The organism is Dactylosporangium sp. CA-139066 (genome assembly GCF_050936175.1).
Taxonomy (GTDB): Bacteria; Actinomycetota; Actinomycetes; order Mycobacteriales; family Micromonosporaceae; genus Dactylosporangium.
Window position 1 is genome coordinate 751,649 of the sequence record NZ_JBNJNH010000002.1, and the last position, 16,626, is coordinate 768,274.

Genomic DNA, 16,626 nt, shown 5'->3' on the forward strand with positions numbered 1-16,626 from the left:
GCGCCACGGCGGCGACGTCCTGGCCTGAACGCCGCGCTCGCGACGTCCTCGCCCGGGCGCCACGGCGGCGACGTCCTGGCCCTGGGCGGCGCGCTCGCGACGTGCTGGCCCGAGCGCCGCGCCGACGACGTCCTGGCCCTGGGCGGCGCGCTCGGGACGTCCTGGCCCGGGCGCCGCACCGGCAGCGTCCTCGCCCCAACGCCGCACCGGCGACGCTTCTCGCTGGGCGCCGCGCCGACGACGTCCTGACCCTGGGCGGCGCGCTCGCGACGTCCTCGCCAGAGCGCCGCACCTGCGACGTCCTCGCCCGAGCGCTGCGGAGGCGACGTCCTCGTCCGGGCGCCGCGGCGGCGACGGAGATGGCGAGCTGATTTCGGGACTTGAAATAAGTGCCAGAGACATAGAAGGCTGTCCCCAAGCCGGTGGAGAGCGGGGGCAGCCATGGCATTCATCTGGGCACATCTTCGGTTCCGGGCGGGACGGGTCGGCGCGACCCTCCTGGCGGTCGCAATCGCCGTCGGCAGCTTCGCGTTGCTCGGGTCGGCCGCCCGCGGCGCGCAGCTGCAGGCGCAGGGCACGGTGCGGGCCAACTTCCGGCCGGTGTACGACCTGCTGGTCCGGCCGGCCGACCAGAACCCCGACCCGCGGGTCTCGTTCGACGCGGCCGCCGGCGGCTTCGGCGGGATCACCGTCGCGCAGTGGCGCAAGGTCCAGGCGGTGCCCGGCGTCGCGGTGGCGGCGCCGCTGGCCACGGTCGGGTACGTCATCCAGGAAGCCGCGGTGCCGATCGACCTCACGCCGTACGTCGACAACCGGCTCCAGCACCAGGTCCTGCGGATCCGCTCGACCTGGGACTGGGACCGCGGGCTCAGCCGGGCCGGCGACGGGGGCTCCTACCTGTACGTCACCGCGGACCGCCTCGAGTTCGTGCCCGGCGAACGCGTCGAGTTCGGGCGGCACTACGAAGGCGACACCTTCCCGCGGGAGTCCCGCCTCGATGAGATCGGCGCCGACGGGAGCCGGGTCACCGTCTGCCCCGGCGTGACCCACCCGATCGGCGGAAGCGAGAACCCGTTCGCGCCCGACTACCGGACCGTCGCGCAGTGCTGGTCGCGCGACCCCGCCTCCAGCGGCAACGCCACCGACCGGCCCCAGCTCAACGTGCTGGTGTCCGTGCCGATGCTGGTGGCGGCGGTCGACCCCGAGCAGGAGGCCCGGCTCAGCGGGCTGGACTCGGCGCTGCTGTCGGGTTCGTACCTCGGCGGCCAGGCACAACCGAACGTGCTGCCGGTGCTGATGGCCTCGCAGCCGACCCTCGACCAGCACGCCACCGTCCGCGTCGACCGGCTCACGGGCGCCGGGGCCGACGCCGTGGCGAACGGGGCCCGGTTCGACAACCTCATCGACGGCTACGAGGCCGACCCGGGCACCAACGTGGCCACGGTCGGCGTGTCCGAGGCGGACGCGTACCCCCGGATCCTCTCGCGGCTGACCGCCGAGCCCGACCTGTCGCCCCTGGCGACGTCGGGCATCAACGGCGGCGACCACCCGACCGTGCGCGACGACGCGCGGGACGCCACGGTGGGGATCTTCTGGAGCGCGGGGCCGGCGGGCGACGCGGCCGGGACGACGCCGCGCGACGGCGTGGGGCATCGCCCGCCGCCGCTGGAGCTGTCCGACACCGCGATGCGCCCGACCTACGCGCACGCGTTCCTGCCGCAGCTCGGCGACCCCGTCGGGCCGGCCGTACTGCACGCCGTCGGGGTGTACGACCCGGCGCGGGTGAACACCGGGCCGGCGCTCGCCGCGATGCCGGCCGACCCGTACCGCGACACGAGCGTGGCGATGCCCGGCGGCACCCTCGCGCCGACGGCGAACATCGCCGGGCCGGTCGCGCCGCGCGCGCAGCTGGTGACCAGCCTCGACGCGATGGAGCGGCTCTGGCGGGCGCGGTACGACGGCCTGACGGCGCGGCAGGGCGTGAACACGGCGGCCCCGATCGGCTCGATCCGCGTCCGGCTGACCGGCGAGCTCGGCCTGGACGACCTGTCGAAGGAGCGGGTGCGCGCGGTCGCCGACCTGATCAACCAGCAGACCGGCCTGCGGGTCGACATCGCGGTCGGCGGCTCGGCGGCCCCGGTGGCGACCGACGTGCCGGCCGGCCTGCACGGGCGCCCGGCGCTCAGCGTGGAACGGCTGTGGCTGCAGCCCGGCGTCGCCACCGTGATCGTTGCCGCAATCGACCGCAAGAGCCTGCTGCTGGCGATCCTGGTGCTGGTGACCTGCGTGCTGGCGGTGGCCAACGCGACCGGCGCGGCGGTGCGCACCCGCCAGACCGAGCTCGGCGTGCTGGCCTGCCTCGGCTGGCCGCGCCGGAAACTCTTCGGGCTGGTCCTGGGCGAGTCGGCGGCGGTCGGCCTGGCCGCGGGCGCGGCCGGCACGGCGCTGGCGGCGATCGTCGCGCCGCTGCTGTCGGTGCCGCTGCGGCCGTGGTACCTGCTGGCGGCGACCCCGGCCGCGCTCGCGCTCACCCTGCTGGCGGCCCTGGTGCCGGCCTGGCGGGCGACCCATGCGTCGCCGGCGGCGGCGATCCGCCCGGCCGTGGCCCGCGTGCGGATGCGCCGCGCTCCGCGCACGATCGCCGGCCTGGCCTGGACCAACGCGCTGCGGGCGCCGGCCCGCACGGCGATGGGCGCGCTGAGCCTGGCCGTCGGGGTGGCCGCGCTGACCCTGCTGGCCGTCATCGCGACCGGGTTCCGCGGCAGCGTGACCGGCACGCTGCTGGGCGACGCGATCACCGTGCAGGTGCGCGGCACGGACTACGTCGCCGCGGCGATCACGATGCTGCTCGGCGCGGCGACGGTGGCCGACGTGCTGTACGTCAACATCCGCGAGCGCTCGGCCGAGTTCGCGCTGCTCGGGGCGGTCGGCTGGGGCGGCGCCCGGCTCGCCCGGCTGGCCGGCTACGAGGCGGTCATCCTCGGCGTCGCCGGCGGCCTGCTCGGGGCGGGCGCCGGCCTGGGCGTGGCCGCGGCGCTGGGCGGCGGCCTCCCGCCGGTCGGCTACGTCGTCGCGGGCCTCGCGGCGGCCGCCGGCTGTGCGGTCACCGCGGCGGCGGCGATCCTCCCGGTGCGTCTGCTGCGCCGCCTGCCGACCACGCGGCTGCTGGCCGAGGAGTGAGGCTCAGGGCCCGTCGGCGATCACCGACAGCGCCTCCTCGATGAGGGGGCGCAGCTCGGCCGGGTTGGTGCCCTCGCGTGCCCAGGCCAGGACCGCGTTGATCATCGCGCCGACGCAGGCGCCGATGAACGCCTGGCAGCGGAAGTCGTCGGGCTCCCGGCCGAGGCGCTCGGCGAGCGGCGCCGCGAGGTAGCGGATGGACTCCTGCATGTTGTCGAGCGAGCGCATGCGCAGGGCCGGGACCGAGAACTGCAGCCGGGCCCGCTGCAGGACCTGCTCGACCTCGTCCGGGTCGATCGCCGCGAACGACTCGACGAAGGCCCGGCGCACGACGTCGAGCGGCTTCAGATCGGCCGGGGCGGCGCGGATCGCCTGAGCCATGAGCTCGTCGTAGCGGTCCTGGATGACCGCGTCTTCCTTGGTCTTGAAGTACCGGAAGAACGTGCTCGGCGAGATCTCGGCCGCCTCGGCAATCTGCTCGATCGTGGTCGCGTCGTAGCCCTGCTGGACGAACAGGCGCACCGCGTGCTCCTGAATCGCCCAGCGGGTCTTCTGCTTCTTGCGTTCACGCAACCCTGGTGAGCTCATCCACCGATTCTTCCGCACCGCCGGCCGGTTGCGCACCGGGCAGGAACAGCGCCACGAGCACGCCGCCCACCACGGCGATGCCAGCGCAGACCAGCAGGACCGCCGTCATCGCGTCGAGGAACCCGGCCCGCGCGGTCGCCGCGAGCGCCCGGTCGCCGGTCCGCGCCGCGACCGCGACCGCGGCGGAGATCGACTGCCGCGCGGTCTCGGGCGCGCCGGCGAGCCGGTCGCGGTACACGGCCGAGGTCAGGCTGCCCAGCAGCGCCACCCCGAGCGCCCCGCCGACCTGCCGCAGCGTCATCGTGATCGCCGTGCCGGAGCCGGCCTCGTCGCGCGGCAGCGAGCCGAGCACCGCGTCCATCGCCGGGGTGAGCGCCAGCCCCACGCCGAAGCCGGTAAGCGCCAGCCAGAGGGCCACGAAGCCGTACCCGGAGCCGACGTCGGTGCGGGCGCCCAGCCCGAGCCCGGCCGCGCCGATCAGCAGGCCGGCCGTGACCGGCAGCCGCGTGACGGTGAGGTGCGCGATCCGCTCGCCGAGCGGCGCGCCGACGAAGAGCCCGCCGATCAGCGGCAGCAGCCGCAGCCCGACCCCGAGCGCGTCGTTGCCGCGGACCGCCTGCAGGTACTGCGGCAGGATGAACAGCACCCCGAAGAGCGCGAACGAGGCCAGGGTGCCGGCGGCGGTACCCCAGGCAAACCGGGCCTTGCGGAACAGCCGAAGGTCGATCATCGGCTGCGCCGTGCGCCGCTCGATCAGCGCGAAGGCGGCCAGCAGCAGCGCGCCGCCGACGAGCCCCGCGAGCACCAGCCCGTCGGTCCAGCCCCGCGCGGGCGCCTCGATCACGCCGTACACCAGCGAAACCAGCCCCAGCGTCGACACCAGCGCCCCGAGGAGGTCGACCCGCTTCGGCGTGGCCGACTTCGACTCCGGCACGAGCAGCCCCACGGCCACCAGCGCCACGAGCGCGACGGGCAGGTTGATCACGAAGATCGACCCCCACCAGAAGTGCTCCAGCAGGTAGCCCCCGATGATCGGCCCGAGCGGCAGCCCGATGCCCATGCCCATCGTGAGCAATGAGATCGCCTTGCCGCGCTCGTGCGGCTCGAACAGCACGGGCAGCACGGCCATCGTGAGCGGCGTCAGGATCGCGCCGCCGATCCCCATGAGCGCCCGCGCGGCGATGACCTGCCCCGCGCTGCCCGCGAAGACGGCGATGAGCGAGGCCCCGGCGAAGAGCAGCAGCCCGGTCATGAGCAGCCGCTTGCGCCCGTAGCGGTCGCCGAGCGCCCCCATGGGCAGCAGCAGCCCGGCGAAGACCAGCACGTACGCGTTGACGATCCACTGCAGGTCGTCGTTGCCGGCGTTGAGCGCGGTCGCGAGCGTCGGCAGCGCCACGTTGAGGATCGTGGTGTCGAACCCCACCGTGAGCACGCTGAGCACGATCGCGACGAGCGCGAGCCACCGCCGCGGGCTCGAAGTGACAGCATCCATATTTTGAGAGTAGCTACCAGTTAGATGTACGTGTCAACTGAGAGCCGCTTCACAGACGACATGTCGGGCGCTGGCGCGCCACGACATGCTCGGATTTTTCGCCTGACGCCGCATAAATCGGTCAAGTCATGGCAGTTGCGGCGTTAGGCGGTTTTCGAAGCATGGCTCGGGCCCGCGCAACTGACGACCGTTCTTCCCACGAGGAATCCCGACGTCCGCGGTGCCAAGAGCGGCGCCGCCGCGGCGGCGGTAGAGGCGGCAGGGCGGCGAACGTCCCCTTTGTCCCCAGCTCTCAGCGTGCTTACCGACGCTGAGGGCGCCATCGAACGCGGGCAGCAGTCGTCGGGCGAAACGGACGCTGAGCGCGCGGGCAGCTCTGGCGGAGCGAAAAGCGGACCCGGTGAGCGGCGGACAGCACTCGGGCGAGCCAAAGCGGACTCGTGGCCGGCGTTGGCACGGCCGCGCGCCGGCAGCGTTGCCCGCGGAAGCGAAGGCGCTCTACGCGGACGCGGCGGCCTGGAACTCCGCCGAGAGCAGCTCCGCGATCTGGGCGGTGTTCAGCGCCGCCCCCTTGCGCAGGTTGTCCCCGGTCACGAAGAAGTCCAGCGCCCGCGGATCGTCGACCGAGCGCCGGATCCGGCCGACCCACGACGGGTCTGTGCCGACGGCGTCGATCGGCATCGGGAACTCGCCGGCGGCGGGATCGTCGACCAGGATCACGCCCGGCGCGTGCCGCAGCACCTCGCGGGCGCCCTCCGCGTCGACCTCCACCCCGAAGACGGCGTGGACGGCGACGGAGTGCCCGGTCACCACGGGAACGCGAACGCAGGTGGCCGAGACCTTGAGATCGGGCAGCCCGAGGATCTTGCGCGACTCGTTGCGCAGCTTCAGCTCCTCCGACGACCAGCCGCCGTCGCGCAGCGAGCCGGCCCACGGGACGACGTTGAGCGCGAGCGGCGCCGGGAACGGGCCGAGGTCGTCGCCGACGGCCTGGCGGACGTTGCCGGAGCGCGAGCCGAGGCTGCGATCGCCGCTGACCCGCTTGAGCTGGTCGTGCAGCGTGTCGACGCCGTCCTTGCCGGCGCCCGAGACCGCCTGGTAGGAGGCCAGGACGAGCTCCTTGAGGCCGTACTCCCGGTGCAGCGGCGCCAGCGCCACGATCATCGTCAGCGTGGTGCAGTTGGCGTTGGCGATGATGCCCTTGGCGCGGTTGCGCACCTGCTCCGGATTGATCTCCGGCACCACGAGCGGCACGTCGGGGTCCATGCGGAAGGCGCCGGAGTTGTCCACGGCGATCGCGCCGTGCGACACCGCGACCGGCGCCCACTCGGCCGAGACCTCGTCGGGCACGTCGAACATCGCCACGTCGATGCCGTCGAAGACCTCGGGGGCCAGCTCGTGGACGAGGGTCTCCTCCCCGCGCACGGTCACCTTCCGGCCGGCCGAGCGTTTGGAGGCCACGAGCCGGATCTCGCCCCACACGTTCTTGCGGGACGACAGCAGCTCACACATCACGGAGCCGACGGCCCCGGTGGCACCGACAACGGCGAGGCTCGGCAGACCGCCCATGAGGGACGAACCTACCTTCCCGTCCCTGCGTACACCACGGCTTCCTCATCCCCGCCCAGCTCGAACGCGTCGTGAATCGCCCGGACGGCGACGTCGAGGTCGGTGTCGCGGCACACGACCGAGACGCGGATCTCCGACGTCGAGATCATCTCGATGTTCACGCCGGCCTCGGCGAGGGCCGCGAAGAGCTTGGCCGCGACGCCCGGGTTGGAACGCATGCCGGCGCCGATGAGCGAGACCTTGCCGATGTGGTCGTCGAACAGGATCGACTTGAAGTCGATCGTGGACTTGATCCGCTCGAGCGCGGCCATCGCGGCCGGGCCGTCCGTCTTCGGCAGGGTGAAGGAGATGTCGGTGCGGCCCGTGCTCTCGGTCGACACGTTCTGCACGATCATGTCGATGTTGGTCTCCGCGGCCGCGACCGTCTGGAAGATCCGCGCGGCGACACCGGGCTGGTCGGGCACGCCGACGATGGTGATCTTCGCCTCGCTGCGGTCGTGCGCGACGCCGGTGATGAGCGCTTGCTCCACGGAAAGGTCCTCCATCGATCCGGTGACCATGGTGCCGTTTGCGGTTGAGTACGAGGAACGCACGTGGATCGGCAGCGAGAACCGCCGCGCGTACTCCACGCTGCGCAGGTGCAGCACCTTGGCGCCGCACGCGGCCAACTCGAGCATCTCCTCGTAGGTGATCTGCTTGATGTGCCGCGCGTTCTTGGCCACCCGCGGGTCGGCGGTGAAGATGCCGTCGACGTCGGTGTAGATCTCGCAGACGTCGGAGTGCAGCGCCGCGGCGAGCGCGACGGCGGTGGTGTCCGAGCCGCCGCGCCCGAGGGTGGTGATGTCCTTTGTGTCCTGGGATACGCCCTGGAACCCGGCCACGATCGCGATCGCGCCCTCGTCGAGCGCGCTGCGCAGGCGCCCGGGGGTCACGTCGATGATCCGGGCGCGCCCGTGCGTCGACGTCGTGATGACGCCGGCCTGGCTGCCGGTGTAGGAGCGGGCCTCATACCCCAGGTTGTTGATCGCCATCGCCAGCAGCGCCATCGAGATGCGCTCGCCGGCGGTCAGCAGCATGTCGAGCTCGCGGCCGGCCGGCACCGGGCTCACCTGCGAGGCGAGGTCGAGCAGCTCGTCGGTCGTGTCGCCCATGGCGGACACCACCACGACGACCTCATGCCCGGCCTTGCGCGTGTCGACGATCCGCTCGGCGACGCGCTTGATGCGCTCGGCGTTGGCGACGGACGAACCGCCATACTTCTGCACGATCAGCGCCACCGCCGTCGAGCTCCTTCCAGCTCTCATCCCGCCCGTTCGGGCGAGGACACCGCAGCCGAGCGTACCGGGGTCGGATGGCCCCCGGGAGTGGCGTTCCACGATCCGGCCGCTCCGCCGGGCGAGAATACGCGGGTGCGGCGTCGACGGGGCGGGACTCATGCGATCACTGTGACCACCGGCACGGCGCTGGCCGTGCTGACGGGCGTGCTGGTCGCCGCCTGCAGTTCGCCGGGCGGCGCCGACCCGCGGGCCACGGGCACCGCGACTCCGGCGCCGGCCCAGCCCGAACCGCGCAGCCAGCTGGCGGCCCGGGTGGCGGTGGCCAAGGACCAGCGCTACGTGGCCGCCTACACGCTGACCGCGCCCGGCAAGACGCCCCGCTCGGTCCTGGTCACGGTGGCCGCCGACCGCACCTGGCGGGTCGACATCCAGGGCGGCGCGCTGGGCGGCACCGCGGACGTGGCGATCGCGAGCCGGCCCGAGGGGCTGTTCCAGTGCTCGATCAACCCGGCCGGCGGCTGCATCAAGGTGGCCGCCGCCGGCAAGCGGCTGCCGGCCGCGATCGACCCCCGCATCCAGTACGTCTTCGTGACCTGGCTCGACGTCCTGCTGGACCGGCAGATCCCGATGTCGGTGGCCCCGGCCGACCCGCTGGCCGGCACGTCGGCGCCGTGCTTCTCGGTCGAGCCGGGCACCACCGCGCTCGCGCCGGCGATCGACCCCGGGACGTTCTGCTACAACGACAACGGCATCCTGACCGCGGCCAAGCTGCCCTTCGGTCAGCTCATGCTCACCGGCGACGTGGTGGCGGCCCCGCCGACGATCTCGCTGCCGGGCCCGGTTGTCGACGGCGCGCCGCTGGCCACCTCGGCCCCTCCGCCGCCGCCTCCGTCGCCGAGCGGATCGGCCAAGGTCGTCCCGCCCTCGGCGAAGCCCTCCCGCTGACCGCGGCCCGCTTCGCCGTCGTCGTGACCTCGGTCACTGAGCACATCGGCCGAGGTCGCCCCGCCGGTGAAATCCTCTCACTGACCGGGACCGGCTTCGCCGTACCGGATGAGGGGCGTATGGTTTTTCTCGACATGTGGCAGACGCTTCTTCTTGGTCGCCGCGACGAGGCCCGTCAGGCCGGCACCTCGTCGCGGGGATAGTGCGCGTCTGCGCTCCTGCCGGTCTGTGGAAGCCCAGACCTTTTCCGCGAATTCGCGCAAACTCAGGAGCAGATAGATCATGTCCGAGATCGCCCGTCAGTCCGCCAGCCGTATGCCCGTTCACCGCTACCGGCCCTTCTCCGAACAGTTCCCGATCCCGCTGACCGACCGGCAATGGCCCGGCAACGAGGTCACGGTGGCGCCCCGCTGGTGCGCGGTGGACCTGCGCGACGGCAACCAGGCGCTGATCGACCCGATGTCGGTCGAGCGCAAGCGGCGGATGTTCAACCTGCTGGTCCGCATGGGCTACAAGGAGATCGAGGTGGGCTTCCCCGCCGCCTCGCAGACGGACTTCGACTTCGTACGCACGCTGATCGAGCAGGACCTGATCCCCGAGGACGTCACGATCCAGGTGCTGACCCAGTGCCGGGACAACCTCATCGAGCGCACCTTCCAGTCGCTGGTCGGCGCCCGCCGCGCGATCGTGCACTTCTACAACTCGACGTCGACGCTGCAGCGCCGCGTGGTGTTCGGCCTGGACCGGGCCGGGATCACCGACATCGCCACGACCGGCGCGCGGCTGTGCCAGAAGTACGCCGAGGCGATCACGCCCGACACCGAGATCTTCTACGAGTACTCCCCCGAGTCCTACACCGGCACGGAGCTGGACTACGCGCTGGAGGTGTGCACCGCGGTCATCGAGGTGCTGCAGCCCACGCCGGACCGCCCGCTGATCGTCAACCTGCCGGCGACGGTCGAGATGGCCACGCCCAACGTCTACGCCGACTCCATCGAGTGGATGTCGCGCAACCTGCCCCGTCGCGAGTCGGTCGTGCTGTCGCTGCACCCGCACAACGACCGGGGCACCGCGGTGGCCGCCGCCGAGCTGGGCCTGATGGCCGGCGCCGACCGGGTCGAGGGCTGCCTGTTCGGCAACGGCGAGCGCACCGGCAACGTCGACCTGGTCACCCTGGGCCTCAACCTGTTCTCGCAGGGCATCGACCCGCAGATCGACTTCTCCGACATCGACGAGATCAAGCGCACCGTCGAGTACTGCAACCAGCTGCCCGTCCACGAGCGGCACCCGTATGCGGGCGACCTGGTGTACACCGCCTTCTCCGGCTCCCACCAGGACGCCATCAAGAAGGGCTTCGAGTGGCTGGAGCGGGACGCGGCCAAGGCCGGCGTGCCCGTGGACGAGTTCGCCTGGGGCGTGCCCTACCTGCCCGTCGACCCGAAGGACCTGGGCCGCTCCTACGAGGCCGTCATCCGCGTCAACTCGCAGTCGGGCAAGGGCGGCGTCGCCTACGTCATGAAGTCCGAGCACCACCTCGACCTGCCCCGCCGGCTGCAGATCGAGTTCTCCGGCGTCGTGCAGCGGCACACCGACGACGAGGGCGGCGAGGTCGGGCCGCAGCAGATGTGGGACATCTTCTCCGGCGAGTACTTCAGCGACCGCCGCTTCACGCTGGTCGGCTACGAGGCCGCCACGGCCGACGGCAAGGTCTCGCTGACCGCGGAGATCACCGCCGGCGGCGAGACCCGGACCGTGACGGCCACCGGCAACGGCCCGATCGACGCGTTCGTGCACGCCCTGGGCGACGTCGGCGTCGACGTGCGGGTGCTGGACTACGCCGAGCACGCGCTGACCTCCGGCGAGGGCGCGCAGGCCGCGGCGTATGTCGAATGCTCCGTCGACGGCACCACGTACTGGGGCGTCGGCATCGACGCGAACATCGTGACGGCGTCGCTGCGCGCCGTGCTGAGCGCCGCCAACCGCGGCTGAGAGTCGGGAACCGGACCCGCCCGTGAGGATCGACACGGGCGGGTCTTCCGGGCATCACGGGCGCCGATGCCGCACAGTAAGGACGTGCGCCCCCTCCACAACGGCAAAGCCGTCCTCATCGCCCTCGCGCTCGCCACGGTGCTCACCGGCGCCGGCAGCTGCGACGTCTCCACCTCCCCCGGCGAGGCTCAGCCCGCGTCGGGCGCCCCGGCCGGCAACGGCGGCGGTGGTGGCAACAACGCCGGCGGCGGTGCCGCGGCCCTCGACGCGCTGAGCGTCGCCACGGCCGGATCGATGTCCGGCTACAGCCGCGAGAAGTTCACGCACTGGATCAGCCAGGGGAACGGCTGCGACACGCGCGACGTCGTACTCAAGCGAGACGGCAAGAACGTCAAGGCCACCGCCGACTGCAAGATCACGGCCGGCTCGTGGCACAGCCCGTACGACGACAAGGACACCACCAACCCGCAGGACCTCGACATCGACCACATGGTGCCGCTCGCGGCCGCCTGGCGCTCGGGCGCGGCGAAGTGGACCGACGAGCAGCGCAAGGACTTCGCCAACGACCTGACCCGCCCGCAACTGTTCGCGGTTAGCCTGCAGTCGAACCGGGCAAAGGGCGACCAGGACCCGTCGACGTGGAAGCCGCCGTCCCACGCCTACTGGTGCACGTACGCGCAGAACTGGATCACCGTCAAGACGTACTACAAGCTGACCGTCACGCAGGCCGAGAAGACCGCGCTGTCGGACATGCTGGCGACCTGCAAGTAAATCCTTAGTCCTATTTGGAGGGACCGGAATGGCGGAGACGACGCCGACGCCTGCTGAGACTCCCGCCGTTCCGGCTCCCACCCCTGCACCGGCACCGGCCCCCGTCGCGGCCGCGCCGACCACGGACATCGTGGCCGGCCCCGGTGGGGTGATGACCGACGAGGTCGGCGTCGTCACCGGGGACCTCACGCTGCGCTCGGAGATCGGCGCCGACGGCTCCTTCGTCGTGAAGGTCCAATACAAGGACGCCGAGGAGTGGTACACCGTGACGGGCGCCAAGGGCACGCTCAAGGACCCGGCCGACCTGCCCGTCGTGCACGCCGTCGTCGCCGGAATCCTCAACCGCCCCGAGGGTTAGCCCCTGCCCTGGGCCTAGACCGCGCGCCTTCCCTCGAAGGCGCGCCCGAGCGTGATCTCGTCCGCATACTCGAGGTCGCCGCCCACCGGCAGCCCGCTCGCCAGGCGCGTCACGTTGAGCCCCATCGGCTTGACGAGCAGCGCGAGGTAGGTGGCGGTCGCCTCCCCCTCGGTGTTGGGGTCGGTCGCCAGGATCAGCTCCTTGCAGGCCCCGTCGGCGAGCCGGGCCATGAGCTCCCGGATGCGCAGGTTGTCCGGCCCGATGCCCTCGAGCGGGTTGATCGCCCCGCCGAGCACGTGGTAGCGCCCCCGGAACTCCCCGGTGCGCTCGATCGCCACGACGTCCTTGGGCTCCTCGACCACGCAGAACACCTCGTCGCTGCGCCGCGGATCCCGGCAGATGCGGCACAGCTCGGCCTCGGCCACGTTGAAGCAGCGCTGGCAGAACCGCACGAGCTCCTTGACGCGCTGCAGCGCCTGCGCGAGCCGCTTGACGTCGACCGGATCGGCCGAGAGCACGTGAAACGCGATGCGCTGCGCGCTCTTCGGCCCGACCCCCGGCAGCCGCCCGAGCTCGTCGATGAGGTCTTGGATGGCGCCTTCGTACACGCCGGACGCCCGTTAGAAGCCGGGCAGCCCGAGCCCGCCGCCCAGGCCCCCGAGCCCCGCGGTCAGCGGGCCCATCTTCTGCTCGGTAAGGTCGCGAGCCGCCTGCGCCGCGTTGTGCACCGCCGCCACGATGAGGTCCTCAAGCGTCTCGACGTCGTCGGGATCGACCGCCTTGGGATCGATCTTGATCGACACGACCTCGCCGGTCCCCTTGACGGTGGCCGTCACCAGCCCACCGCCCGCGGTCCCGGTGAGCTCGGCCTCCGCCAGCTCCGCCTGCGCGGCGACCATCTGCTGCTGCATCTTCTGCGCCTGCTTCATCATCTGCTGCAGGTTGGGCTGTCCACCGGGCCGCACAGAGCGCTCCTTCGAGTGTGTTGTCGCTGTGACCTATGTTGCACAGTATCCCGGGCGCGCTTCGCTCGCGCCGGAGGAGCTTCGCTCCACCCGAACCGTTCCAAGGCCGGTCGCCCGCCGGTCTACGTGGTGGTCTCGCCGATCTTCTCGGCCCCGAAGGTCTCGATCAGCAGCCGCAGCGCCGCTTCCTCGCTCGTCTCGCGCACCTCGCTCGCGTCGTCGAGCAGCTCGTCGCCCGGATCGAGCCCCGGGAAGCGGGGATCGGGCCCCGAGAAACGCGGATCGGGTCCTGTGGAGCGTGGCTCGGGCCCTGTGGAGCGTGGATCGGGCACCGGCGAGTCGTAGTCGGGATCCCACGGCGGCTCGTCCGCGCTGGTGCCTTCCCAGGCCGAGTCGCCCCTGGCGCCGAACCGCCCGCCGTTGGCCCCCGCCGCACCGGCGCGCCCGCCGGGCCCTCCGCCGCCGGGCGCAGGGCCGGAGCCGTTGACACTGCCGCCGGCCGGGGCAACGCCGACGCCGGCTCCGCCGCCGCGCCGGGCACCATTCGCCGCGGCCGCCGCCCTGGCCGCCTCACGGGCCCGTTCGATGGCGCTGGACCCGGCCGGCCGCGATCGGGCCGGCGGCGCGGCCGGCTCGGCGATCGCCGCCCCCGCCGAGGCCATGGTCGAACTCGAAGCCGAAGCGGGTGCCGCCCCCGAAGCCGCCGGCGAACCGCCCGCCCAGCCGGCGCTGACCGGCGAGCCGTTGGCCGCCGTCATGTCGCCGGAGAAAACAGGTCCCGGTCCGTGCCCGTTGGCGCTCGGCGCCTCAACCGTCGCCGTGGAGCGCGCGTCGACCGCCGGCGCGCTCCCGGCCGCGGCGCCGCCCGGCGTCGCCATTTCCGGCCAGCCGTCCTGCTCGACCGAGGCGGGGCGAGACGGCCCTGCGGAGGCTCCGCCCCCCGGCACGGCGGCCACCGGCCAGTCGTCTTCCTGAACCGCCACGGCCACCGCGGCGCCCTGAACGCCACCGCCCCCTGCGGGTGAATCGCCGCCACGCGCCGCGGCGAGGGCCCCCGCCGGGGCCGGCTGGGACATCGCGTGGGACTGTGCGAGGCTCGCATCGGGCCGGGCCTGCTGGGGCGCCGCCCGGAACTGCCCCGATGCCGCCGGATCGCCCCCGGACGACGGCGGCGCACCCGGCGCCGGCCCGGACGACGGGCCGGCCGGCTGGGGCGTGGGCTTCGGCGGCGCCGGGCGATTGCCGCCCCCGCCGCCGCCCGGCTGCCCGCCGACCTCGCAGCGGACCTGCCACCGGCCGCCGAACAGCTCCTGCAGCGCGCTCAGCAGCACCTCGGGCCCGGCGTTGAGCATGTTGGCGTGCGTCGCGTACTTGAACCCGAGCACCAGCGTGCCGGCCTCGACGTCCTGGACGGTCGCGTCGCGCAGGATGGCGCCGGTCTTCTTGCTCTTGTCGTTGACCAGCGCCAGGACGTCGGGCCACGCGCGGCGCATGGCATCGGCGTCCAGGCCCCCACCACTCTGCGGCCGAGGCGCGGGCGCGGCCGCGGGGGGAGGCGCAGACGCGGCCGCGGGCGGCTCCGGAGCCGGCGCTACGACCGGCTCGGGAGCCGGCGCGGGTGCCGGTGCGGGAGCCGGCTCCTCGGCCCACTCGGCGGCCGGCGCAGGAGCGGGAGGCGCCGAGACAACCGGCGCAGGAGGAGCGGCCGCAGGAGGAGCCGCAGCGGCCGCGCCACGGATGTAGTCGAGCCCGCGGTTGCCGCTGTCGGCGGTCGCCCGCACCGGAGAGGCGACGCTCTCGGGCGCCGGCACCCCGCCGGCCTGCAGGCGGCGCTCCATGCGCTCCAGCCGCTGCAACAGCGCCGAGCTCGACGTGTCCGCGCCGGGCAGCAGCATCCGGGCCGTGATGAGCTCCAGCAGCAGCCGCGGCGCGGTGGTGCCGCGCATCTCGGTCAGGCCGTTGTGGACGATGTCGGCGTAGCGGGACAGCGTCGCCTGGCCGAGCTGCGAAGCCTGTGCGCCCATCCGCTCGAGCTGGTCGTGCGGTGCGTCGAGCAGGCCCTTGGTGACGGCGTCGGGGACCTGCTGCAGCACGATCAGGTCGCGCAGGCGCTCGAGCAGGTCGGAGGCGAAGCGGCGGGGGTCGTGGCCGGCCTCGACGACGCGGTCGATCACGCCGTAGGCGCCGCGGCCGTCCTCGGCGGCCAGGGCATCGCACATCTCGTCGATGAGGGCCACGTCGGTGACGCCGAGCAGGGCGACCGCGCGGGCGTAGGTGACGCCGTCGTCGCCGGCGCCGGCGATGAGCTGGTCGAGCACGGAGAGGGTGTCGCGGGCCGAGCCGGCGCCGGCGCGGACCACCAGCGGGAAGACGGCGGGCTCGACCTTCACGCCCTCGGCGGCGGTGAGCTGCTCGAGATAGGGGCGCAGCACGCCCGGCGGGATGAGGCGGAACGGATAGTGGTGGGTCCGGGACTTGATCGTCCCGAGGACCTTCTCCGGCTCCGTCGTGGCGAAGACGAACTTCACATACTCCGGCGGCTCCTCGACGAGCTTGAGGAGCGCGTTGAAGCCGGCCGAGGACACCATGTGGGCCTCGTCGATGACGTACACCTTGAAGCGGCTCGAAACCGGGGCGAAGAACGCCCGCTCGCGAAGGTCGCGGGCGTCGTCCACGCCGCCGTGGCTGGCCGCGTCGATCTCGATGACGTCGATGGAGCCGGCGCCGTCGGGCGCCAGGTCGCGGCAGGACTGGCACTCGCCGCACGGCTCGGGGGTCGGGCCGCGCTCGCAGTTGAGCGACCGGGCCAGGATGCGGGCGCTGCTGGTCTTGCCGCAGCCGCGCGGGCCGGAGAAGAGGTATGCGTGGTTGAGCCGGCCCGAGCGCAGCGCCTGCGACAGCGGCTCGGTGACGTGCTCCTGCCCGATGACCTCGGCGAACGTGCGAGGCCGGTACTTGCGGTAGAGCGCGAGCGCCACCTGCGGTCCTCCGTTCGACTAGAGCCGGGACCACCGTACTCCGGACCACCGACAGTTTTCGGGAGGCGTCACGCGGGCGGGCACGGATGCAAAAGAGGCCACCCGTGCACCCGGTAGAGCTCACTTATCCTTGCTGCCTTCCGGCCCTGGGGAGGTTCATGAGGTGCCGCCGCACGAGTGGCTTGGACACCACAATACCCGGTGCACGCGCCGTCCGAGCGATGGGTATCCTGGCGCACGGAGGATTCGCCTAGAGGCCTAGGGCGCACGCTTGGAAAGCGTGTTGGGATAAAACCCTCACGAGTTCGAATCTCGTATCCTCCGCTCGCCTACCAGGCAAAACGCCGGGCCGCCCCCACGGAGGGGCCGCCCGGGGGCGCCCCGGGGGTCACGCGGAAGCCGTCCAGTGTGGCGGGCGTCACCCACCGGACAGCCAAAACGTCATGTCGCCATCTGCAACATCGCCGGCCGACGCCTACTGACCCGTGACAGCCCGTGCGACCATCGGGACACC

13 protein-coding genes, 1 tRNA gene and 1 other RNA gene are annotated in these 16,626 nt (G+C 72.8%); 6 read left to right on the plus strand and 9 right to left on the minus strand.

From position 1 onward, the window contains the following. The first annotated feature begins 441 nt into the window (after positions 1-441). The gene (locus ACQEVU_RS48160) at positions 442-3,180 is read left to right on the plus strand and encodes an FtsX-like permease family protein (protein ID WP_433336744.1); all 2,739 of its coding nucleotides are present in this window, start codon (positions 442-444) and stop codon (positions 3,178-3,180) included. Between the two features lie 3 nt (positions 3,181-3,183). On the opposite strand, the gene ACQEVU_RS48165 is transcribed toward ACQEVU_RS48160, so the two are convergent. From ACQEVU_RS48165 to ACQEVU_RS48180, 4 genes are all read right to left on the minus strand, one after another. Continuing rightward, positions 3,184-3,768, minus strand: coding sequence for a TetR family transcriptional regulator (locus ACQEVU_RS48165; RefSeq protein ID WP_433336746.1), 585 nt, complete (start codon positions 3,766-3,768; stop codon positions 3,184-3,186). Next, positions 3,746-5,260, minus strand: a complete 1,515-nt coding sequence (locus tag ACQEVU_RS48170) for an MFS transporter (RefSeq protein WP_433336748.1) — start codon at positions 5,258-5,260, stop codon at positions 3,746-3,748. The genes ACQEVU_RS48165 and ACQEVU_RS48170 overlap by 23 nt, the downstream gene beginning before the upstream one ends. A gap of 498 nt (positions 5,261-5,758) precedes the next feature. Beyond that, positions 5,759-6,829: an aspartate-semialdehyde dehydrogenase gene (locus ACQEVU_RS48175; RefSeq protein WP_433336750.1), complete on the minus strand. Its 1,071-nt coding sequence runs from the start codon at positions 6,827-6,829 to the stop codon at positions 5,759-5,761. An 11-nt stretch (positions 6,830-6,840) separates the two neighbouring features. Then, positions 6,841-8,106, minus strand: coding sequence for an aspartate kinase (locus ACQEVU_RS48180; RefSeq protein ID WP_433336752.1), 1,266 nt, complete (start codon positions 8,104-8,106; stop codon positions 6,841-6,843). Positions 8,107-8,274: 168 nt separating this feature from the next. Here ACQEVU_RS48180 and ACQEVU_RS48185 point away from each other — a divergent pair, with 168 nt between their 5' ends. Then, positions 8,275-9,051: a hypothetical protein gene (locus ACQEVU_RS48185; protein ID WP_433336754.1), complete on the plus strand. Its 777-nt coding sequence runs from the start codon at positions 8,275-8,277 to the stop codon at positions 9,049-9,051. A gap of 77 nt (positions 9,052-9,128) precedes the next feature. On the opposite strand, the gene ACQEVU_RS48190 is transcribed toward ACQEVU_RS48185, so the two are convergent. Beyond that, positions 9,129-9,335, minus strand: a complete 207-nt coding sequence (locus ACQEVU_RS48190; protein ID WP_433336756.1) for a hypothetical protein — start codon at positions 9,333-9,335, stop codon at positions 9,129-9,131. Between ACQEVU_RS48190 and leuA the strand changes: the two genes are divergently transcribed. From leuA to ACQEVU_RS48205, 3 genes are all read left to right on the plus strand, one after another. Continuing rightward, entirely contained in the window at positions 9,334-11,040 is a 1,707-nt protein-coding gene (leuA, locus tag ACQEVU_RS48195) for a 2-isopropylmalate synthase (RefSeq protein ID WP_433336758.1), read from the plus strand. The two genes, ACQEVU_RS48190 and leuA, sit on opposite strands and share 2 nt — an antisense overlap. An 84-nt stretch (positions 11,041-11,124) precedes the next feature. Continuing rightward, on the plus strand, positions 11,125-11,811 hold the full coding sequence (locus tag ACQEVU_RS48200) for an HNH endonuclease family protein (protein WP_433336760.1): 687 nt from the start codon (positions 11,125-11,127) through the stop codon (positions 11,809-11,811). Between the two features lie 151 nt (positions 11,812-11,962). Continuing rightward, complete coding sequence (locus ACQEVU_RS48205; RefSeq protein ID WP_433336762.1) at positions 11,963-12,169, plus strand: hypothetical protein; 207 nt, start codon at positions 11,963-11,965, stop codon at positions 12,167-12,169. A 14-nt stretch (positions 12,170-12,183) separates the two neighbouring features. Here the strand turns inward: ACQEVU_RS48205 and recR are convergent, their stop codons facing one another. The 4 genes from recR to ffs form a co-directional block, all read right to left on the minus strand. Next, entirely contained in the window at positions 12,184-12,777 is a 594-nt protein-coding gene (gene recR, locus ACQEVU_RS48210; protein WP_433336764.1) for a recombination mediator RecR, read from the minus strand. A gap of 12 nt (positions 12,778-12,789) precedes the next feature. Continuing rightward, positions 12,790-13,110 (minus strand): YbaB/EbfC family nucleoid-associated protein, encoded by a 321-nt coding sequence (locus tag ACQEVU_RS48215; RefSeq protein ID WP_433339703.1) that lies wholly within the window; start codon positions 13,108-13,110, stop codon positions 12,790-12,792. 146 nt (positions 13,111-13,256) lie between these two features. Then, the gene (locus ACQEVU_RS48220) at positions 13,257-16,112 is read right to left on the minus strand and encodes a DNA polymerase III subunit gamma and tau (RefSeq protein ID WP_433336766.1); all 2,856 of its coding nucleotides are present in this window, start codon (positions 16,110-16,112) and stop codon (positions 13,257-13,259) included. A gap of 91 nt (positions 16,113-16,203) precedes the next feature. Further along, positions 16,204-16,297: signal recognition particle sRNA small type (gene ffs / locus ACQEVU_RS48225), an RNA gene on the minus strand. 54 nt (positions 16,298-16,351) lie between these two features. Between ffs and ACQEVU_RS48230 the strand changes: the two genes are divergently transcribed. After that, a tRNA-Ser gene (locus ACQEVU_RS48230) sits at positions 16,352-16,436 on the plus strand. Positions 16,437-16,626 lie beyond the last annotated feature (190 nt).